This is a genomic window from Methanobrevibacter ruminantium M1 (genome assembly GCF_000024185.1).
Classification (GTDB): Archaea; Methanobacteriota; Methanobacteria; order Methanobacteriales; family Methanobacteriaceae; genus Methanobrevibacter; species Methanobrevibacter ruminantium.
This window is the reverse complement of the sequence record NC_013790.1, coordinates 1,630,083-1,652,246: the sequence shown is the minus strand read 5'-3', so window position 1 is coordinate 1,652,246 and position 22,164 is coordinate 1,630,083. Positions and strand designations below refer to the sequence as shown.

Sequence of the window (22,164 nt, the reverse complement as noted above, 5' to 3'; positions counted from 1 at the left end):
TTCAAGTTTACCATATATTACTATTTTTAACTAACATCTTAATTTAAATAAGTTTAAATAAAACCATGTCTATAAACTATATTGAAAATAATTTAAAAAAATTATTTTTAAAAATATATTAAAACTTGATTTTAATATATTATTTATAATTAAAACGGGGTGCATATGTAATGAAAAACCATAGTTTTATGTTTTTAGACTCAGATTTTCAGGATATCTCTAATTTTTGCATGAGGATGGAAAAGAATATAGTTGAAGGCGACGGCGTAGATGCAGTTATCTGGGCAGGAAAGATAGCAGAACGTGTTACACACTATATTACAAAATTCGTGGGTATTGATTTAAACGAATTGGACCAAAATAAAAAACTCAATACCTTATACTCTAAAGGAATCATACCTGAAGATAAATACAATAAATTGGATTCCATACGTCAATATAGAAACATTGCAACTCATCATGAATTAAGGGATGAGATGAACATAGCAAAGAAAACTCATAAAGACGTTTTTAATATATTGTCATGGTTTTATGGGACATATAAGGGTGATGAGGCATATTACAAACTCAAATATCCTGGAGTCACCTATCGCCATGATGAAAGCTTTTTAAATCAACTTAAGGAAAACATAAACAACAATGTAAAAACCATAGATAATAATAAGGCCACCACAGCAATCAAATCAGCCAACGATCACATATATCAGCATGATGTTGACTATAACGTACACAGCTACTTCAACCAAAACAATGTTGAATTCAATCCGGAATTAAATGCATACACTGCATTTTTCATTTTTGATGACAAGAAAGTAACCATAGGCCATTTCAAGACAAGGGAAGTTGCAGTGAGAAAGGGATATAGATTCGTTCTAAACGAGGACTTTAGGATGTTTCAATACTTTAACGGATGCCTGCTTCCTGAAAGGTTGGAAGATGGAAGCTATTCCGATTCCAAGGGAATAGATTTCGATATGGAAGAAAAGCTATGGAAAGCAAGCTTTGACGATAAGGATTTGGGATACTTCATATCTGAAAATTCAGCCATAATCGCAAGAAAGGAATATATAGACACCTTGCCATTACCTGAGAGCAAAAACGGCTCCTATTCAGATTATAAGGAAATCTCATTTGACTTGAACCATAAGCTATGGTACATTAAGAAGGAAGGAAAGATACTGGACTATTATGATAGCGAAAGGGAGGCAATACATAACCTTTCAAATGTCTATAGGCTCGATATAGACTTAGAGGACTTAGGCATAGTCCAGGACAAGAACGATTCAAGATGGAAGATATTCTATAAGAACAAGTATGTAACCACTTGCGACACTAAGGAAGAAGCCATCAAAAAGCGATTAAGCCATATTTCCAGCTTTGCACCACCAAAGAGAAACAAGGATGGGGAGTATTCAATCCATAAGGGAATATACTATGACGATAAGAACCTTATTTGGGTATTGACAATCAAGGGAGAGACATTAGGATTCTTTGACAGTGAAGAGGACGCCTTCAATTATAAGAAGGAATTCCTAAAATCCAAAGGATTTGATGTAAGCGACCTTATATTCCACCAAGAGGAATTATTTGATGACAGCTTTGACTTTAAGGTAAGGCTTAACAGCGAAGAAAACGCCGTAGATTACGATAAGGACAATGACGAATGGGTCATTTACTTTAGGGGAAACGAGATAGGAAGGAAAGCCTCTGAAGATGAGGCAAGAAAGTTCCGTAGGGCATATCTTAAGGAAATGCCTTATCCTCCAAGAAAGTCCAATGGTAATTATTCATTCATTGATGGAATAGATTATGACATCAACAGCCATTTATGGTTGGCAAAGAATGGTGAGGAGCTGATCGGACATTTTGACTCCGAGGAAGATGCATTCTATGGATTGAAGGAAGCTCTTGTTAAGGAAGGCTTTGATGTAAGAGATATGCACTTTATCAATTCAGACATTAAAAGCAATGATGAAAATGACGGTAACTTGTCTAATATAGTCAATCCAAGCAAGGATTATCTAATAAAGGACAATTCCACTAAGGATTATCTTAGTGATGGTTCTGTTTCTAATGAAGATTCTTCAGCAGAAGCATCTAATCAAAAAGATGGCTCTGATAAATTAATAAGCTTTTATGATGTATTTAGAACAAATACAGGCAATTATATTTTAAGCGATTCTGAAGAAAGTTTAAGCGATTCTGAAGAAAGTTTAAGTGATTCTGTAGAAAGTTTAAGTGATTCTGTAGAAAGCATAAATAAACCTGTAGAAAGTGCTGATGAAGATTTTAAAAACAACAGTGAAAGCATTGCTAATGACAGCGCTTTTGAAACCGACAATGGAAGGGGAGTTATCGATCAGGAGTTTTTAGCAGATGGAGACAAGCAATTCAATATGGGTGCAATAATCCAAGAGGACAATTCAAAGAATATAAATGAGTATAAGAAAAGTTCCTTTTATGGAATTGCCAATCAAAATCAGGACGATAGGCTTTCAGATGATTTATCAATTCCATATTTGGAATCAGAGGATAATTACGAATATATGGAAGACCTCAATTTAGAGCAGCTTAATTTGGATGAGAACAATGGATTCCTAAACATATCTGAAAACCTTTTCAAAAGCTCTAATCGTAAGGAACTAAAGGAAATAAAATTGAACTCATACGACTCCAATAACTTCAGAAGGGAAATGGTTCTCTCCTATAACGATTCCTATTTATGCGTATCCCTTCAGGGCATGGTAAATAAGGATGAGTTAAAGGACATCATATTTTTAGACATTTTGGACAATATGGTCAAATTGAACTATTCCAAGGTGGATGAAGAGTATTTCAGCATCTTCATCAATGTGCAGTATAAGTTAAGCACAATTGATTTAGTAACATTGATAAATCTTTTGTCTGATTTAGGTTGGGAATTTGACTTATTGGATAAATTGGCCATTTCCAATGATATAAATCTAAATTCACTAGTCCAATCCAAGATAGGAAAAATCAGAGACAAAAGGAAAGCCCATTCAAATGAATTGATTAAAAGTTCTCATAATGAAGATTCATTAATCTCCAAGTCTAAGATTAATGATTCTATAGTTTCCAATGAATCTGATTCCAATAAAGGAAGCTCTAAATTTAAGGAAAACTTATCTCTTTATGATAAATTTTCACTAAGCTCTAATGATGCAGAAGATTCAGATGCTCAAAAGGCTAAAGATAAATCTTTAAAGTCAAAAGACTATTTGGATGCAAATCCTATTTCCAAAAGAAAAAGCTATCCAAAGCAGGAATCAATATCCTCTAAAAATAAGAAATCTAATTCCAAATCAGAAAAGGCAATTATCCGTGGCGGAGTTAGAGTCAGTCTAGAGGAAGCCCATGAGATAGATAATGCTGAGGAAAACAAGGTAATAAAATCCAAGATCATTGATAAGAAGCCAGAAATGGTTAAAGACTTTAAAACAACTTCTTTAGATAGTCTTTTAGAGGCAAATAGAATTAAGGAAGAAGAAAGACTTAACTCTACTTCAGATGATATTGGTGATGATTTGTCTATTGAAGATAATTCTGACACATTTAAAGATGATTTAAATTCTAATGGTCTGGAAACTTTAGAAAACGGATTAAATCTTATTAAAGAGGGTTTAAATTCTGCTGAAAATGATTTGGATTATGCTGAAGATGTTTTAAATTCTGAAGAAGATGATTTGGATTCTGCTGAAGATGTTTTAAATCCTGAAGAAGATGATTTAGGTTCTGTTGAAGATGTTTTAAATCCTGAAGAAGATGATTTAGGTTCTGTTGAAGATGTTTTAAATCCTGAAGAAGATAACTATGTTTCTGAATCTAGTTTAAATGATGATTTTGATAGTTTGGATTATTCAGACTCCTTAGAAGACTCAACTGATTCCAGTTTTGATTATGGTGATGTATTGGGTGAAGATAACTCAAATTCCAATTCCATTGAAGACATTTTCAATGATGAAGATGATTTGGATTCTGAAGGCTTATTGGATGAGGATTCTGATGATGTTGACTTCTTAGAAAAGGTTTCATCTGATCTGTCTTCAACTAACTTGTTTGATGAATCTGCAGATTTAAGCGCTAACGACTTATTCGATGGCTATAATGATTCTAGCTCTAGCGATTTGTTTGATGATGAATCTGAAACTAGTTTTGAAGATGAATTGGACAATATAGGTTCTTCAAATCAAGAAGATTTGTCAACCGAATCAAATGATTCAGATTCTAATTTGGAAGAAATAGGATCTCTTAAAGAAACTGCAGAACAGACTGAATCAGAATCAGATTCCACTGCTTCAAAGGTATCTAAACCTAAAGTAAAGAAAGCTAAAAAGCCTAAAAAGGTTCCAGCAGATGCATTTGATGAAAAGTATGCAAATTCCACTGAAATCGAATATGATGAGGAAAGCGATAAGTGGCTTGCATTCCTTGGAGGAGATTTAATCAGGTCATTTAACACTCCAAAGGAAGCTTACATTGAACGTAAGAAGCTATTAAGAAGAAAAGTCAAAAGGCCTAAACGTGGTATGAATGGAAGATATTCCGAATTTGAAGGAATAGACTTCAATACACAAGAGGGCTTATGGACAAGTTCAGTAAATGATATTATTGTCTGTTACTCAATAACTGAAAAAGAGGCTCATAAAAAAAGAACCATGTTCGTTGATTTGATTTTAGATAAGTTTGATGTCTCAGAAGAGGAATTTACCGAAGATCTCTTAGAAGAAATTAAAAGCACTAATTTAGAAGATTTATTTGCTGATTTATCAGATGAAGATTTGAATGACTCTTCTAATTTAAGTCTTAAGGAGGTTAAAAAAGAATTAAATAAGTTTTAATTGCTTTAAATAATTAAATGAGTTAAATTTCGTAGCAATTTCTTCAATAATAAATTTAAGCAATTAAATATTTTTTAACTTTTTTCTTTTCAAGGGGTGTTCATATGTTATTGAAAATAATTGAAAACAAAAAGATAAAGGCAAATCAAAAGGAATTTGATAGGTTTTTAGAAAGGTTCCATAACAATAAAAAGACATTCACAGTAGACTGTGACCATATCAATCTGGACTATTTCAATTCAGAATCATATGTTACAATCAGACATAGAAAGCCAAATAAGGAGTCCATATATTATACAAGCTTTTTTAAGGAAAGGGATGAAGTCACTTACTTATTTGGCCTTGCCCGTGAAAATGTGGTTTGCACATCCTCTTATATGGATATGGGTGCTCAGATAAGACCTACCTTAGTTGCAGTATTGAATCTGGAGGATTCCTCTAAATCAACTATTGTATTTGCTGAAGACAGCGAAGAATATAACAATGTCATTCTGCTTAGAATAGACTGCAGTCAGCTAAACAATGATGAATTGACTGTCTTAAAGAATAAGAATAAGATAACCAAGCTTAAAGATGGAAAGGGCTTTATCAATTTCGGAGCCATTGGTGATTTCACCACATTGAAAAACATCCGAAACTTCATTTCCAATGTGACTTTTGAATATGACAATGGCCTTTATGCAAAAATAATAAATGTATCTATTCCAATAAACAATAGTTTTTCAAAACCTGATTCGGATGTTCTAAAGGACAGATTCTATAATTTTGATAAGCTGGATTCTGATCTGGTGGTCATTGATCCTAATGAAGATGATGATTCCAATAAAAGAATTCTGAAGATAAATTAAATGATCTATCAGATTCTAAGGATAATTCTACATTAGAGAAGGACTATTCTGGATTGAATAAAGATAATTCTTCATTAAATAAAAATAATCTTAATTTAGAAAAGGAAAATTCAAGTCTTGAAAAAATACTTAAGCCAGAATCTAAATTAAATTCCAGTTTGGATTTGGTTTCTAATATGATTTCAGATTTGGATTCTGATATAGAATCAAGATTAAATTCTGATTTGGAGTCCAGTTCAAGTTCATTCTCTGATTTATATAGAAATTACCTCATCGAAGACAATGAAATCTATTTGGAAATGTCCATTTCAAAAGATGAATTCTTCAAAATGATGAAATTTTTATATGTTTTGATTGACTCATATAGATTAGAATTAAATAATATAGAAGTTTTAGATACAGGTGATGGATTATTAAATATCTGCTCAAGCATTTTAATGGAAGATGAGTCAAACATTAAAATAATTGAAGCATTTTTAATAAATAATGACTTTGGAAATGATTGATTATTTGAAGCGTTTTTTGATAGTGAATGGCTTTTATAATGTTGGATTGTTTGGAGCATTTTTATGTGTTTTATAATCTTTGATTGATTGAATATTTTTATATATCATTAAAAATAAACTTATATTAAATATTTAAAGTTTATTTAATGAAGTTAGAAAAACTTATTATTGATGAGGTGTTTTTATGGATACAAAAACTATTACTGCAGAATTGAATGAGGAGCAATATAAGAAATATCAAATAATGCAAGAGAATAATTTGAGTGTAGGTGAAGCCATAGATCTGATTTTCAATCTTAGGGAAGAGTTTGAACTTCAAGCTAATGATTATCTTGAAGAGAGGCTTGCTGAGCTAAATGATAAAAAAGAAAGTTTATCTAAGGAAATGTCTTCAATAGATGATGAATTGAATGTTCTTAAAAAAATTGTAGATTCTCCTATGGACTTCAAGCAAAAAAGAGACATCATTGAAAAGGAATATGCAAGTTTTGATGAGACTTATGATATTAAGGTTATAAGAGCTAAGCATCAAGTAAGTTGGGTAACTGATTTCTTTAAATTCTAATTTTATTTGAATTCTTTTATTTTGACCTTATTTTTTCTTATTTAAATCATTTTATTCTTTTTTTTAATTTTTAACTCTGATTTTTTCTATTTTTATTCAATTTACTTTTTTTTAATTTCATACTAATTTTTTCAAATTTTATTATGATTTTTACGAATATTCCACTATTTAAAAACTAATTTTCCATATATTAAAAATCGATAAGCAAATTATATATAATAAATTAAACTAATATTTTATTGAGTATTTACTATTGGATTTTTATAAAAATTCACATGGATTTTTACAAAGATTCAAGATTTTTTCAAAATTTTAAGGAGTGGATTTATCTGACAAAATATATTATAATAACTGGTGGAGTAGTTAGTTCTATTGGAAAAGGAATTACTTCTGCATCTATTGGCCGTATTTTACGTTCGTATGGCTTAAAGGTTGCAGCTATTAAGATTGACCCATATTTGAATTGGGATTCAGGTACTTTAAACCCATATCAGCATGGGGAAGTGTTCGTCACTTATGATGGAATGGAGACTGACCTGGACTTAGGTCATTATGAAAGGTTCCTGGATGTAGAGCTTCCTGGAATATCAAACATTACCACAGGGAAAGTCTATCAATCAGTTATTACTAAAGAGAGAAACGGCGATTTCTTAGGCGCTTGTGTTCAGATTATCCCTCATATCACCAATGAGATTAAGGAAATGGTTCGTGAGATATCTGCCAAGGACGATTATGATGTTGTTTTGGTAGAGCTTGGCGGAACTGTAGGGGACATTGAAAGCCAGCCATTCCTTGAGGCTTTAAGACAGCTTAGAAATGAGGAAGGCTCTGAAAATGTAATGTTTGTACATGTGACTTTCGTTCCTTACTTGAATGCAGCTGGCGAATTCAAGACAAAGCCTACCCAACACTCTTCAAAAGAGCTTAGAAGCATGGGTATCAACCCTAACATGATTGTCTTAAGAAGCCAAGAACCTATTGACGATGACTTGAAAAGAAAGATCGCTCACTTCTGTGACGTTGATGTCAAAGCTGTCGTAAACACTCCTGATGCTCAATCAATCTATGAGGTTCCTTTGGTATTGGATAGGGAAAATGCCGGACAATACATTTCAGATAGAATAAATCTTGGAATCGATTTTGAAAATGATAAAAATACTCTTAACGAATGGGAAGAAATCGTAAACTCCCTTAAAATACAAGATCCGGTTGTTACCATCGGAATCGTTGGAAAATATGTTGAATTGGAAGACGCTTATATTAGTATAAGAGAATCACTCCATCATGCAGCTGCCAAAATCGGCGCTAAGATGAATATTGAATATTTAAGTTCTGATGTTGATGTGGAAGATGTTGATGAATTGAAGGCATTCAAGGAGGAGCTTTCAAAGCTTGACGGAATCCTTATCCCTGGAGGATTTGGAGACCGTGGAGTTGAAGGAAAGTTCCAGGCTGTTGATTATGCAATTGAAAATGATGTTCCTATCTTCGGTATCTGTTTAGGTATGCAATGTATGGTTATTCAGTTTGCAAGAAGAATTGGAATGGAAGGTGCTAACAGCAGTGAATTCAACACAGAAACACCATATCCTGTTATTGATATGATGGAAGAGCAAAAGAAAATCAAGAAGATGGGCGGAACCATGCGTTTAGGTGCTTATGACTGTAAATTGATTGATGGCACCAGAACTATGGAAGCTTATGGAGAAGAGAACATTCAGGAAAGACATAGGCATAGGTTTGAATATAATAATGAATATAGGGATGTTCTTACTGAGAATGGTCTTGTCATTGCAGGAACAACTCCAGATAATTTCTTGGTAGAGATTGTTGAGTTGCCTGATCATCCATGGTTTATTGGATGTCAGTTCCATCCAGAATTTAAATCCAGACCAAATAATGCACATCCATTGTTTGCTTCTTTTGTACAAGCAGCTTTTGATAATAAATAGTTTTTATTAGCTGCTAATTTAACTTTTTTTAACTTTTTTTTTATCTTATTTTAATTATTATTTTTATTCCTATTTTTACTTATTAAATGAATTTTAATTGTTTGGTTTTTTTAACTTTTTTTTAATCATTTTTATAATTTTTTAATTTATTCTGGCCTTATTTTAATTATTTAAAGTTATTTACTTAATTTTTTGGAATATTTTTCTTATTTTTGCATTTTTGCATTTTTGTGTTTTTGTGTTTTTGTGCAAGTGTGTTTTTGTGTTTTTGTGCAAGTGTGTTTTTTCATTTTTTATCTTTTGTGATATTGTGTTTTTTCACTTTTGCACAATTGTGCTTTTTCTTTTTTTCTTTTTTTCGCATTAGGAATTGTTTTATATGATATTAAGTTCAATCTATAATTATATTTAATTAAAAATTATTTAGAGGGGTAATATGAATGATTTAGATAATAATCTTGCAAACGCTAAAGGCATTGGTAAAACCATTGCTACAAAGGTTCCGATGAATGTTCATGATGAATTAGTTCATTTGGTGGACTGTGGTGCTTATTTAAGCATTTCAGACTTCTTAAGGGAAGCGATTCGTGAACAATTGAAGAATTATAAAATTGCTGACATGAGGAAAATTAATTATCAGGACGCTAAAAGAGAGGTAATAAGCTACTTCAAAAAGTATAAGGTCTGTTTTTTAGATGAGATAGCAATTAATTTAGAATTGGAATTTGAATTGGTCAATACAATCTTGAACGACCTTGTTATGGAAGAAAGGATTAAGATGATCTCTAAAGCCGATCAGGTCTTCAAGGATTATTTGGAGGAAAACGACCTTGATGAAAGTCAACATTTTTCCAATAAGGGAAACAACTTTATCAAGTTCAAGGGAAAACGCATAATTGTTGAATCAAGTTCCAAAGACGTTGATTTCATTAGCTTAAGGCCTAGTCCAAAGAATAAGTCTGTCTTGAAAAGCCATGGTATGGTTTTAAACAATGGGACTGTCATTCTATCCGAATGCTATATCTTTTTAAAATAGTTCTTTTTTAGAATCTCTTTTAATTATTTTTTCTTATTTTTTATTTTTTTTTACAATCTTTTTGGACTATTTTCTTAATTTTAAATGTTTCATGCTATTTTTAGAAATTTTTGACAATTTTTGTATTACTTTTTTCATAATTTCATTGACTTTTGTAATTTTTTATCTTAATTTTATTTTACCTTATTTAATCTGATTCTAGTTTTAAATTTTTATTTTAAAAAAATAAAACTTTTTAAATATTATTTCATATTTCTAAATCCAACTAATTAAAAGAATCCTATTGTCTCTCATCTAACAAAAAATTCCAGCTTCAGGTCAATTTCACATTTTCATACAACTTTCATATGATGGCATCAATTTTACGAAATCAGGTCAATTTCACATTTTCATACAACTTTCATATGATGGCATCAATTTTACGAAATCAGGTCAATTTCACATTTTCATACAACTTTCACACGATGAAATCAATTTACTATCTTGAAGTAAATTTTACGAAATCAAGTAAATTTTACGAAATGACATCAATTTTACGAGATGACATCAATTTTACATTCTAAAATCAATTTTACGAAATGAAATCAATTTTTACTTGAAAAAAAGCATTAAATTTAAATATTTGAAGAAATAAAATAGTTATTGTCTTATTTGGATTAAATAAAGACAATTTAGTTAATTAATCTTTCTAAGACAAACTCCTTAAATTTTAAAGAATTCGAATCTAAAAGATTTGAATCATGCGATGGTGATTCCATGAATATCTATATTTTATTTTGGAATATCTTTAACAACATTGACTTTTATCTGATGTCTGGCTTCATTATGGTATTCTTTACACTCTTATTGGCTAACTATTATGATCTGAAGTATGGGATTATTCCAAATAAGTTAAGTGTTTTCCTTATGACATTTGGGATTCTAATAAATGTATTGATTTTAATTGTCCTTAATAATCGATTGTACGCAATATTTTATGTATCTTATTTAATTATAATTTTTATTATCTCATTTGTCCTATGGAAAATATCCTTTTGGGGAGGTGGAGACCTGAAGCTATTCTGTTCAATAGGGTTTTCACTTCCCTTTATAGATATTCTGAATCATTTCTATACTGGCAGCATCTTAAATAGCTTTTCATTCAATAGCCAGATAATTCTTTATCCTAAGATCTTTTCAATACTGATAAATTCAATCTTATTGTCATTTCCGGTTATTCTATTACTGCTTGTTTATAAGTTGCTTAGGGAAAACAAGCTGAACTTGATATTATTTGCTTTTTCCAATATGAAATTGCTCATAAAGGAACTGTCAACAAAGACAGTATTTATAAATGACCTGAAGGAGGGAATGATTGTAGAGGATTATTATTTCAATAGCTTGGAGCTATTTAACTTGATGGAAGAGCTGACTGGAAATGAAGAGTGCTACAATCTAAAAGCAAGTCAATTTAAAGAGAATTCTTATGTCCTTAAGTCATCTTCAATGGCAGGTCTGACAAGGGATGACATTAAACTAATCAATTTTGCATATATGGAAACTTTAATAAACTTTCCCAATTTTAAAATCAAAATGGGAGTTCCTTTTGTTCCCTCTTTGACTGTAGGATATTTGGTATTCTTGGCTTTCGGTGATTTGGTGTTTTTAATTTCAACAATAATCTAATTTTTATAAAATTAATTTTTATAATGATTTAATTAATTTCTATTAATGATTAATTTCAACTATAATCTAATTTCTTAATTGTGCTGAGGTAATTATGTTTGATAAATCAATAGCTAAAAAATCTTCTTTGCCTTTTAAATCAATAAACAATAACAGTTTATTTAAGTTTATATCAATTAATAAATGTTTATTTAAGTTTATATCAATCAACAATAAAGGTTTATTTAAGTTTATATCAATAGACAATAAAGGACAACTCTCACTAGAATACATACTAAGCGCTATGATGGTCATTCTACTAATAACACTCCTTTCTGTTCCTATCCTCTCACTAACAATTGATTATTCAAATGATGTCATAAACTCTATAAGCACAAAGAATGAACTGTCAAAAATAACTGATTCTATTGATTTCTGCTACTATAGCGGAAAGGGTTCTAAAAAGGTGGTCTTGCTTGATTTCAATCAAGATTTTTCTGTTCGATTTACCAACAATGGCCAAAAGGGGATTGCATATGCTGATTTGGAATTGTCAGATAATAACCACAAAGAGATATCTAGCGAATATGATTATATAGGTCTAAATACAAATATTCAGTTTTCAAAGGGTTTCAATAAGATTTTAGTTGAATGGGATGAGGATACCGGACTAATCAGGCTCTCTAAGTTAAATTAAATTTTCGTTTTAAAATGCAAAATCTTATAAAAATAATAGATTTTCATAAGGTTTATTAATTATTTGTATTAAATATAATAATAGATTAAAAATTGTAAATATTTATCTTTTTAAGTTTATCTTACTGAAATCTAAAATAATCTATCATTCGTTTCTAATATTCGATATGTTTTATTTTGCGATTTTTAAACTTAATTTAGGTAATTATTTTTTGTATTTAGTTTGTTAAACGATATTTTATAAATTTATTAATTGAAAGAGCTGGTTATGATGGATTTAATCTCTGGAATAATATATCTAATCCTATTCATTATAATAATGGTCTTTGCCTTTTCAATGGGTATTCTCTCACCCTATGTTGGAAGGCGTGAAATAATTTCCATTATTGCAATAGGATTTGTTCTCGGTGCTATTGGCGGATACTTCTTTATATATCCTATGTATCAGGACAGTCCCTATGTATTGGGCAATCTCCAGGGATTGTTTACAATGGAAAGTGAGATAATAAACCTGAACATTCCATCGACATCCAATATCAGTGATGTCACTGAAAAGATTCTAAATCAAAATGGGGTCAATTCAGTAAGCACTAATGGATTTGAGCTTACAACAAGCTCGATAAATAATGAAACGAAAACATATATTGATAGCTATCTTAAGAATGATTCTCAGATAGAGCGCTATAGCATAGGAACCAATAATATTTCCGTTGACCTAAAGAACGATGCAAGCTCAACAGCCACATTGGGATCCCTTGTTACTTGGCTTTCCAATACTGTTGGAGTGAGCTCGGAATTTGCCTTTGTTCACATTAAGGTTAATGTGAATGCAAATCAGGTTCTGGATATCAAGGAATATTTAAGGGACAATCATTATACTATAGTCTCAGTAGAAGGCCCTGTTCAGGATACCATTCATTATTTCTATGATCATCTGGCTCCAGATTATGTTGTAATGTGCATTACAGGCATAATTGGTGTATTGGTTGCTATTGCAGGCATATATGTAGAGCCTTTAACCAAGTTTGTAAGAGCCTTTAGAAGAGGGGGATAATCCCGTTTCTTTCTATTTTTTATTTAAATTTATTCATTTCTTAAATTTTTAATTTTTATTAAGTTTTATTTTGTTTAAATTATTTATTTATTTAATTTTTAATTTTTATTAAGTTTTATTTTGTTTAAATTATTTATTTATTTAATTTTTAATTATTATTGGTTTATTTTGTTTAGATTATTTATTTTAGCTATTTTATCATAAATTTTTTTATTTTACTTTATTCTTACAGTTTTATTTATTTTAACTTTAATTCTTACGATGGTGTATAAATGAAATCAGCAGTTTTATTTTCAGGTGGAAAAGACAGTGCAATGGCCTTAAACTATGCCATAAACAATGGAGATGATGTTAGATATCTTCTTTCAATGAAATCCCAGAATGATGAGTCATATATGTTTCATGTTCCAAACATTCATATGACTGATTTGATCTCACAGGCTGTTGAAATTCCTCTTATGGAAGTGGAGACAGATGGAGTAAAGGAAGAAGAGCTTAAAGACTTAAGAAGAGGATTCATACAACTAAAGGAAGAGGGAATTGAAGCAATTTATACTGGAGCACTTTTTTCAACCTATCAAAAGTCAAGAATAGAAAACTTAGCTGATGAAACTGGAATAAAGGCCATTTCACCATATTGGCATAAGGATCCAAAGGAATATATGGAACTTGTATTGGAAACAGGCTTTAAGGTAATCATAAGCGGTGTCTTTGCAGAAGGACTTGATGAGAAGTGGCTAGGCCGTTTGATAGATGCTCAAGCCCTCCAAGAGCTTGAGAAAATCAGTGAAAAGACATATCTTAATCTTGCATTTGAAGGGGGAGAGGCTGAAACCCTTGTGATTGACGGGCCTATATTTAAAAAGAGAATTGAGATAGTGGATGCCGAGACAGACTGGCATTTGGATAATGGTACATATAATGTCATTGAGGCAAGATTGGTAGAAAAAGAATAAGTTTATAAATTATTGGGTTTAATAGCTTATTGAATGAATAATGGTATTTCTTAAATTCTATTATCTATTATTTTTTTTAAGGTTTAAATTATTTTTTTAAGGTTAAATTATTTAAGGTTTAAATTATTTTTAAAGGGGGTTAAAATGAATAAAAAAAGATTTAAATTATTATTAACTATTTTTATAGCATTTGCACTCATTAACACTTGTTTTATTTTAAATGATAATCTCTCAGCAGCAGACAATGCTCCAAAGGGATATAGCAACTACTATATTCGTGGGGTCTGCTTCAATGTCCCTGACTCATATAAACTGGTGGATGAGGGATGGGATGATGTAAATAGGCTAAGCTACGCTCATTTTAAAAAGGGAAACAATTTCCTTAATATCAGCTTGGATAAGCATTCCACAAAGTTTAACAAGAACCTTTTGGATGGATTCAGTTCCTTTACAATAAATGGAATCAATCTGAATAAGAAAACCATATCTCATGTAACTGGATTCTATGCAAAGAAGAATGGCGTAAAGCATTTTGTCTTTGCAACAGAGGATGATTTTGTATATATTGCAGCAAAAGGGCCAAAGCTTAAAGATGTCTTATCATCAACCAATCAAAGGGATTATAAGCCTTATCATGATAGTGAATATGACTTTGATGATGATGCCTATTATGAATCAGACGTTTATGATGACTCTTTTGATGATTCCTTTGATGATGGCGCTTATTATGGCTATGATTGGTAGTAATCTTCAATAAATTATAATTTTTATTTTTATTATTTTTCATTGGCTAGATTTTGTAGTCTTTTATATCCTTTTTCTTTTTAAAACGGTTAGTTATTTATTTTAAAAAACAAAATCATACTCTTTTTCATTATTTTCTCGTTGTACTGACTCCATCTTTATTAAATCGAAGATCAGTTCATCCTCTATTAAGATGCTCCACATCTTTAATATCTTTTCCTTGAAATTGTCGCTTAATTCCATCTTTTGGCTGACTATTGGACAGTCATAGCTGAAGTCATCCTCATCATAGATAAGATGGAGCTTGTTGTCCTTATCAAGATGTGGGCTTACCGGAAATGACCTGCATTGGATAGGCCTTCTTTTCCTATCGCAATATGGTGGATCGGAGCACTTTACATAATATACCTTCCCTTTCCATGAATCAGGGTATTCATATTCATCTGTTGTTTCATAATACATCTCAAACCATTGGTTTTCAAAAAAGAGTTCCTCTTCGCCAGGCAAGAGATACAATACCATCTCAAGATACTCATCATCCTTGGCTTCCTTTTCGATGGTGCAGCAGATATTGTTGCAGAGCTTTCCACAGTCAAAATCAAGTGTGAAAACATCATCTGTCATTTCATAGATTCTTAAATAGTCTTCTTTAGTTATGGAGCTTTTCATTTTATTCACTATGCTTGTTTTTGATTAAATGATTAATTCGTTATAATCCTTATAATCATTATAAGTTTATTCGCTATAGATCTTTTTGATTTAAATAGTATTTATTTATTTAGTTGATTCCAGTAATTTTAAAGCTTTTTTACCTAATCTTAGAACTATAATTTTTAACAATTTTAAGAGTGCCTTTATAAATCTTTTTATTTTGTAAAAAATACATTACATTTATATACTAGTTTGACTAATTAAGATTATAGAAATTAAAGAGGTGATAAGTATGAGAAAAGAAATAATTTCTATATTGGTAATTGCTATTATAGCAATCTCAGTTATTCCAACTGCCTTTTCAGCAACTGACAATGGTATTGTAATAACTTACGGCGAAACTACATACAATAATCAAAATTACAAGTCTATTGTGGATAATTACTTTGCAAGCAAGGGATATGGAAGTTCCAACGTTCAAGGTGAAGTGATTACTGCAGCTGACGTAAATGCAATATCCTCTGGAATAAGCGGAAAAACATACAATTCCAATCAGATAGTGTCATGCGCTTTGGTGGATATGACCCAAAACAATGAGATCACAGTTGAAGTGGACAATTCCATTACAACAATCACTCCTCAAATGTATGCCTCTGCCTTAAAGTCAGCGGGAATTACAAGCGGACATGTCTATGTAAGCACTCCTGTAACTGCTACTGGGGAATCTGCCCTTGCAGGAATCATGAACTGTTATGAGGAAGTTACAGATGTTGAAATTCCAGAAAATGTAAAGCAAGCAGCTAACGATCAAATTTATACAGAAGCTGCAATTGTTGAAAATAATGATGATGTAAGCTCTGAAGAATTATCCAAATTGGTGGATGATGTAAAGGAAGAGGTTCAGGAAAAGAATATTACAGATCATGATACAATTGTGACAATAATAAATGACTACAGCACAACCTATAATATCAACATTTCCGATAGCGACATTGAAAACCTTGCAGATACCATTCAACAGCTCCAAGAGGTTCAAGATGATGCAAACAGCTATAAGGAACAATTGGATGATGCTGTTAACAATACCACATCAGGATTCTCCATTGATGGTATTCTCAATGCTATATTAAGTATTTTTAATTTCAGTTAAAAAAATTAATCTTTTTATTTATTTTTAAATTAAGTAATTTTTTATTACTTAATTTTCATTTTTATCTTTTTTTTAAATTTAACTATGCTTCTCTTGTTTTTAAGCTTCTAAACACTTTATGATTCTATTTTTTTAAACACTTTATAATTCTATTTTTTTCAATTGGAATTATAATTATCCTTTTAACTCTTTTTAATTCATTTAAATCTTTTTAATGCTCGTGTTCATGGTCATGATGATGCTCGTGATTGTGTTCATGGTCATGATGGTGGTGGTGTGGATTATCACAGTTAGGATCATCACATTCCTCTAAATCAAAGAGCTCAAAAAGGGAATCCAAAGGAATTTCAGCAGAATATTCAGTGAATGGATTTAATACAACCGCTTCAAGTTCGTCTTCGCTTTCATATAAAAGGTTAGCTAAGTCTTCTGTTTTAAAAATTAATCCATAGACATCAAAATCAAGCTTTTCAACTTCCTCATCATCTGTGTATGCTGGAATGAATTCATGTCCCTCATCGTCCTCAAGCTTGATTATGGTTATTTCAATCTCTTCATTCAAGGCTATTTCCTCATCGCTCATGCCTTCAATGTCAATATCTGTTTCCATTTCTGCTGGAACAATTAGTGTCGCTTCCATAAACGCTTCAACAAACTTGTTTAGCTGGTCTTCATCCATCTCTTCAGGGTCGATTGCCATTATTGCTTTAAGTTCGGGATTTTCTATTTTTTCATCCATGTTTGCTCTCCTCTTAATTATTCTTAATATTTACTATGATTTTTATTAGATATAATTGTTTTTTACCATCCTGTTTAATAAGCTTATTCAGTTATTTAGAATGCTTTTTGAAATAAAAAGACAGATTATTTTATAAAGATTTATAAAAGAGTTCCAATATAATATTAGTTAATTAAGTTTAGACTTTTTTAAAAAACAATTATTTTTACAGTCTAATTGATTTATCCAATTGTGGGAATGTTATCATGAAACGATTTATTGCTATTGATGGGCTTGACGGTTCTGGAAAGGACACTCAAGCAAGAAAGATCAAGGAAAAGTATGAGCAGGAAGGAACTGTGGTAATTCGTTCTCATCCAACATCTGACAATTTCTTTGGCCGCCATTCAAAATCCGCATTAGAGAAAAAGGGAAAGCTTAATAAGATCATTGCAACCCTTTGCTATGGCGCAGATGCAATAAGGTCTGTAATTAAATATTATGGAAAATACGATACTGTTATCTTTGTAAGATATACATTGGCTGTTTCCTATTTAAGCAAAGCCATATCTGTTCCTGTTTATAAATTGGTTTGTGTATTGCTTCCTATCTCCGAATACTTCTTTTATTTGGATGTCTCTCCAAAGGAGCTGGTTAGACGGGTCAAGTCAAGAAATGAAAAGGAAGAGATGTTTGAAAACTATGATGCCTTTGTAAAGGTGAGAAAAATGGCAGAGCCTGTATTGTACAATTGGAATGTTATTCCAGCAGATGACTCTCCAGATGAAATATTTTCGAGAATAGAAGCAATCTTGGATGAATTAGATAAGAAACTTTTAGAATAAGTCTTTTTAATGCTTAAAGCTATTTTATATTAATTTAACTAATAATCAATTTTAAATCTCTTTTTATCAATTTAATATCTTTTTAATTATTTGAAACAATTAACTATTTTTTTCGCTATTTTTGAATTAACTTTATCATCAAATCCATTTCCAATAAAAGATTTTATAACTTAATTTAAACAATATAATAATTATGATACCAAAAACTCATCCACGTTACGAATCATTATTATTAAGAGATAAAGTCAAAAACGCATTTAAGGAAGGCTATTTAGCAGATTCTGGAATGATTGCTCACGGAAGGGGAGAGACATTCGACTATCTTATAGGCGAGAGAACCACAGAACCTGCTAGAAAGGCATGTGAAGCTGCTGTTGCATACATATTGCTTGCAGAAAATCCGGTATTGTCAGTTAATGGAAACACTACTGCACTTGCCATAGATGAAATAATCGAGCTTGCAAAGGCAACAGACTCTAAGATAGAAATAAATCTCTTTTACAGAACTCCAGAACGTGTTGAAATAATTGAAAGAATGTTTAAGGAAAGGGGCTGGGAAGATATTCTTGGCGGAAACGATGAAAAGCTTGAATATATTGACAATCTCAACAGCCCAAGGGCTACAGCAAGCAAGGAAGGTAGCTACATTGCTGATGTGATGCTTGTTCCTCTTGAAGATGGTGACAGGGCTGAAGTTCTAGTTCAAAATGGCAAGAAGATAATTTGCATAGATTTAAATCCTCTATCAAGGACTTCTAAGATGTCTACAGTCTCTATTGTGGATAATATTGTAAGGGCAGTTCCATTGATGACAAGCATGGCTCTTGACTTTAAAGAGAAAGGCAAGGACAAGGATAAGGAATTTTTAGAAAACATAATTAAGAATTTCTCCAATGAGCAGAACCTTAAGGATTCCTTGGCTGAGATTAAATTAAAATAAGTCATTATCCATTTGAATTTTAAAAATAGTATTCAAGATTTTAGCAGTTTGTGATTTTTTAAAAAATAAGATAAGTTTAATAATAAATAAAGATATAAATATTATTTCCAATGATTAAAAAATTTAATAATTAATGAAAATAGGAATATTTTTTCTAACGATTATAAAATTATAAACTAGTTCGTGATTTTAATGAAAGTTATAGGTGTAACAGGTTTACCAGGTTCTGGGAAAAGCATTCTTTTTGATACTGCTGAAGAAAAAGGAGCTCTAGTAGTTTGCATGGGCGATCTTGTACGTGAAAAGGCTGCAGAAAGAGGAGAAGACAGCGGTACCACTGCCAGAAAATTAAGGGAAGAATTTGGCCAATATATAGTGGCTGAACTGACAATTGAAAGAATTAAGGAAATTTTAGAAAAAGATAAAGATGCAAAGATCATTTTAGTTGATGGAATCAGAAGCCCTTATGAAATAGAGCTCTTTAAGGAAAGCTTTGATAATTTCATTTCAGTTTCCATTTATGCCAGCCCTCAAACAAGATTTGAAAGGCTTGTCCTTAGAAACAGGGAAGACGATCCTGAAGTCTATGAGGACTTCCTTGTAAGGGACAATAGAGAAATAGGATTTGGAATTGCTGAAGTTGTGGCAACTGCGGACTATATGCTTAACAATGAATGCTCTTTAGAGGAATTCAAGCAATCCGTTGCTGATTTTATTGAAAAGGAAATGGATTAATCTTTTAATCCATATAAACATTCCTTAACTTTTTTTTTAAATTTTTTCTTATAATTTGAATAAACAGATTTTTTTCTTTTTTTAGCTATTTGTTAGATAATGCTTATTTTTTTATTTTTACTTTTATAGGAGTTATTTTTTATATTATTCTTATAGGGCTTATTTTTTTTATTTTTATTATCATAGGGCTTATTTTTTTATTTTTATTATCATAAGACTTATTTTTTATTTTTTTATTCTCATAGAACTTATTTCTCACTATTGCTCCTTTTCACCCTCATGAAAATAATTATAAACATTCAAAGCCACTTTCTCATTCATCCCATCAACGCCCTTCAGCTCTTCAACACTTGCCTTTTTAATGCTGTCAAAGTCACCGAAATGCCTTAATAACTCTAATTTTCTCTTTTTACCGATTCCCTCTATCTCATCAAGTGGAGACTCCTCTATTTTCTTAGACCTTAATTTTCTGTGATATGTCACTGCAAACCTATGGGATTCATCCCTTACCTGCTGCAGCAGATGGAGAGCCTCATTGTCCTGAGGAATGATGATTGGAAAGCTGCTGTTAGGAATGTAAATCTCTTCAAACTCCTTTGCAAGTCCTATTATCGGTATGTGGGTAAGATTATATTCCTTTAGAACATCAACAGCCATTCCCAACTGTCCCTTTCCTCCGTCAATAACTATTAGGTTTGGCTCTTCCCCTAATTTTAAGGGCTCTATCTTTTCTGTTTCCGCTTCATTATGTTTGGTATGCTCCTCATTGATTCTGACCTTTTCGTAATGTTCCTTAAGGGGTTTAAGTCTTCTTTCCAAGAGTTCCTTCATCATTGCAAAGTCATTAGGTCCTGGAGTATTCATCTTGAATTTCTTATATTGCTTCTTGTTTGGCTTTCCGTCGAGGAATGAAACCTTGGAACCTACTGCAAGCTTTCCTGAAATGTTTGATATGTCATAGCCCTCTATGACTCTTGGAAGCTTTTTAAGATTGAGATATCTCTTAAGTTCCATCATTGAATTTTCCATCTTTTGCCTTTGGTTCTTGATTATCTCTGCATTCTTTCCTGCCATTCGCACTAACCTAAGCTTATTTCCCTTTTGAGGCACTTTTAAGGATACCTTATTTCCTCTTAAGTCGCTTAGCCATTCTTCAATAAGCTCCTTATCTGGTATATCCTCTTCAAGTAGAACTTCCTTTGGAATGTGTCTGTTTATTCCATAGTACTGCTTGATGAAGGCAGAGATAACCTCATCTGAAGTGGTATTCTCTGAACCGTCCATTGTAAAGTCGTCCTTGCCCATGATCTTTCCGTTTCGGATGTTCATAACAACTGCAACTGCATTATGGATTGTGTATGCGATTGCTATGATATCTTGATCCAAGTCGTTTTCAAATTCAACGAACTGCTTTTTCATAACCTCATCGATTGAGCTTATCTGGTCCCTAATCACTGCAGCCTTTTCATATTCCTGCCTTTCAGCTGCCTGTTTCATCTCAATTTCAAGGTCCTTGATTATCTTATTATATTTGCCTTGGAAAAAAAGATCAATCTTTTTTATATGCTCCTTATACTCTTCCTTTGAGATCTGGCCGTCACAAGGTGCATAGCATAGGTCTATTTGACTGTTTAAGCATGGGCCGTCCATTCTTTTGCAGGTTCTGATTCTAAATAGCTGCTTTAGAAACTTGACGGTTTGGCGAACAGCTGTAACATCTGTAAATGGGCCGTAATATGTTCCGGTCTTTGATATTGTGCGGGTGATGACAATCTTTGGAAAGTCCTCGTCTGTTATCTTTACGTAAGGGTATCTCTTGTCATCCTTAAGGCGTATATTGTATCTCGGGCGATGCTTCTTGATTAGGTTTGCCTCTAGAATGAGGGCTTCCTTTTCGGTGTTTGTGACTATGTATTCAAGGCTGTTGAAATGGCTCATCAGCACCTTTGTCTTAGGGCTGTCAAGGTTCTTTTGAAAATAAGACTTTACTCGGTTTCTTAGAGACTTTGACTTGCCTACATAGATGATCTCCTCATTTATGTCTTTCATTATGTATATTCCAGGCTTTTGAGGCAGTTCATCTGGTGAGTGTACTTTAGTTGACATTTTTATACCTTGAAATTGTTTTTATAAGAAAAATAATAATTCAAATTCTTTATTTTTATAATATAACTTATAGTTCTTTATTTTTATAATATAACTTATAGTTCTTTATTTTTAATGAAATAAATTCTTTTAAACATGTTTTTTTTTTAACTGTCCAAT

Annotated in this window: 19 protein-coding genes; 15 read left to right on the top strand and 4 right to left on the bottom strand. The window is 31.5% G+C overall.

What is annotated here, in order from left to right; all coding sequences use genetic code 11:
• Positions 1-170 precede the first annotated feature (170 nt).
• The 7 genes from MRU_RS06210 (at position 171) to MRU_RS06180 (ending at position 11,431) form a co-directional block, all read left to right on the top strand.
• On the top strand, positions 171-4,859 hold the full coding sequence (locus MRU_RS06210; RefSeq protein ID WP_012956040.1) for a hypothetical protein: 4,689 nt from the start codon (positions 171-173) through the stop codon (positions 4,857-4,859).
• 104 nt (positions 4,860-4,963) lie between these two features.
• Complete coding sequence (locus MRU_RS06205; RefSeq protein WP_012956039.1) at positions 4,964-5,707, top strand: hypothetical protein; 744 nt, start codon at positions 4,964-4,966, stop codon at positions 5,705-5,707.
• Between the two features lie 53 nt (positions 5,708-5,760).
• Positions 5,761-6,213, top strand: a complete 453-nt coding sequence (locus tag MRU_RS06200) for a hypothetical protein (RefSeq protein ID WP_012956038.1) — start codon at positions 5,761-5,763, stop codon at positions 6,211-6,213.
• A 184-nt stretch (positions 6,214-6,397) separates the two neighbouring features.
• Positions 6,398-6,778, top strand: a complete 381-nt coding sequence (locus MRU_RS06195; protein ID WP_012956037.1) for a hypothetical protein — start codon at positions 6,398-6,400, stop codon at positions 6,776-6,778.
• Positions 6,779-7,053: 275 nt separating this feature from the next.
• Positions 7,054-8,730 (top strand): CTP synthase, encoded by a 1,677-nt coding sequence (locus tag MRU_RS06190; protein WP_012956036.1) that lies wholly within the window; start codon positions 7,054-7,056, stop codon positions 8,728-8,730.
• Positions 8,731-9,166: 436 nt separating this feature from the next.
• Positions 9,167-9,766 carry a hypothetical protein gene (locus tag MRU_RS06185; RefSeq protein WP_012956035.1) on the top strand — a complete coding sequence of 200 codons (600 nt, stop codon included), beginning with the start codon at positions 9,167-9,169 and terminating at the stop codon, positions 9,764-9,766.
• 756 nt (positions 9,767-10,522) lie between these two features.
• On the top strand, positions 10,523-11,431 hold the full coding sequence (locus MRU_RS06180; protein WP_012956033.1) for a prepilin peptidase: 909 nt from the start codon (positions 10,523-10,525) through the stop codon (positions 11,429-11,431).
• A 66-nt stretch (positions 11,432-11,497) separates the two neighbouring features.
• Here MRU_RS06180 and MRU_RS06175 read toward each other — a convergent pair whose 3' ends face one another.
• Positions 11,498-11,704: a hypothetical protein gene (locus MRU_RS06175; RefSeq protein ID WP_143714319.1), complete on the bottom strand. Its 207-nt coding sequence runs from the start codon at positions 11,702-11,704 to the stop codon at positions 11,498-11,500.
• A gap of 13 nt (positions 11,705-11,717) precedes the next feature.
• Between MRU_RS06175 and MRU_RS06170 the strand changes: the two genes are divergently transcribed.
• The 4 genes from MRU_RS06170 (at position 11,718) to MRU_RS06155 (ending at position 14,860) form a co-directional block, all read left to right on the top strand.
• Positions 11,718-12,107, top strand: a complete 390-nt coding sequence (locus MRU_RS06170; RefSeq protein ID WP_048812445.1) for a hypothetical protein — start codon at positions 11,718-11,720, stop codon at positions 12,105-12,107.
• A 267-nt stretch (positions 12,108-12,374) separates the two neighbouring features.
• Complete coding sequence (locus MRU_RS06165) at positions 12,375-13,160, top strand: hypothetical protein (protein ID WP_012956031.1); 786 nt, start codon at positions 12,375-12,377, stop codon at positions 13,158-13,160.
• A gap of 272 nt (positions 13,161-13,432) precedes the next feature.
• Positions 13,433-14,116 carry a diphthine--ammonia ligase gene (locus MRU_RS06160; protein ID WP_012956030.1) on the top strand — a complete coding sequence of 228 codons (684 nt, stop codon included), beginning with the start codon at positions 13,433-13,435 and terminating at the stop codon, positions 14,114-14,116.
• Positions 14,117-14,260: 144 nt separating this feature from the next.
• Complete coding sequence (locus MRU_RS06155; protein ID WP_012956029.1) at positions 14,261-14,860, top strand: hypothetical protein; 600 nt, start codon at positions 14,261-14,263, stop codon at positions 14,858-14,860.
• A gap of 102 nt (positions 14,861-14,962) precedes the next feature.
• On the opposite strand, the gene MRU_RS06150 is transcribed toward MRU_RS06155, so the two are convergent.
• Positions 14,963-15,529 carry a hypothetical protein gene (locus MRU_RS06150; RefSeq protein ID WP_012956028.1) on the bottom strand — a complete coding sequence of 189 codons (567 nt, stop codon included), beginning with the start codon at positions 15,527-15,529 and terminating at the stop codon, positions 14,963-14,965.
• Positions 15,530-15,803: 274 nt separating this feature from the next.
• Between MRU_RS06150 and MRU_RS06145 the strand changes: the two genes are divergently transcribed.
• Positions 15,804-16,661, top strand: coding sequence for a DUF1002 domain-containing protein (locus MRU_RS06145; protein WP_012956027.1), 858 nt, complete (start codon positions 15,804-15,806; stop codon positions 16,659-16,661).
• Between the two features lie 211 nt (positions 16,662-16,872).
• On the opposite strand, the gene MRU_RS06140 is transcribed toward MRU_RS06145, so the two are convergent.
• Positions 16,873-17,400: an SseB family protein gene (locus MRU_RS06140; RefSeq protein WP_012956026.1), complete on the bottom strand. Its 528-nt coding sequence runs from the start codon at positions 17,398-17,400 to the stop codon at positions 16,873-16,875.
• A 245-nt stretch (positions 17,401-17,645) separates the two neighbouring features.
• On the opposite strand from MRU_RS06140, the gene MRU_RS06135 reads away from it, so the two are divergent.
• The 3 genes from MRU_RS06135 to MRU_RS06125 all read left to right on the top strand — a co-directional run bounded on the left by MRU_RS06135 (position 17,646) and on the right by MRU_RS06125 (position 19,899).
• Entirely contained in the window at positions 17,646-18,224 is a 579-nt protein-coding gene (locus tag MRU_RS06135; RefSeq protein WP_012956025.1) for a thymidylate kinase Tmk2, read from the top strand.
• 193 nt (positions 18,225-18,417) lie between these two features.
• Positions 18,418-19,164 (top strand): 4-phosphopantoate--beta-alanine ligase, encoded by a 747-nt coding sequence (locus MRU_RS06130; RefSeq protein ID WP_012956024.1) that lies wholly within the window; start codon positions 18,418-18,420, stop codon positions 19,162-19,164.
• A gap of 192 nt (positions 19,165-19,356) precedes the next feature.
• The gene (locus MRU_RS06125; protein ID WP_012956023.1) at positions 19,357-19,899 is read left to right on the top strand and encodes an AAA family ATPase; all 543 of its coding nucleotides are present in this window, start codon (positions 19,357-19,359) and stop codon (positions 19,897-19,899) included.
• A 258-nt stretch (positions 19,900-20,157) separates the two neighbouring features.
• Here MRU_RS06125 and uvrC read toward each other — a convergent pair whose 3' ends face one another.
• Entirely contained in the window at positions 20,158-22,005 is a 1,848-nt protein-coding gene (uvrC, locus tag MRU_RS06120) for an excinuclease ABC subunit UvrC (protein WP_012956022.1), read from the bottom strand.
• Positions 22,006-22,164 lie beyond the last annotated feature (159 nt).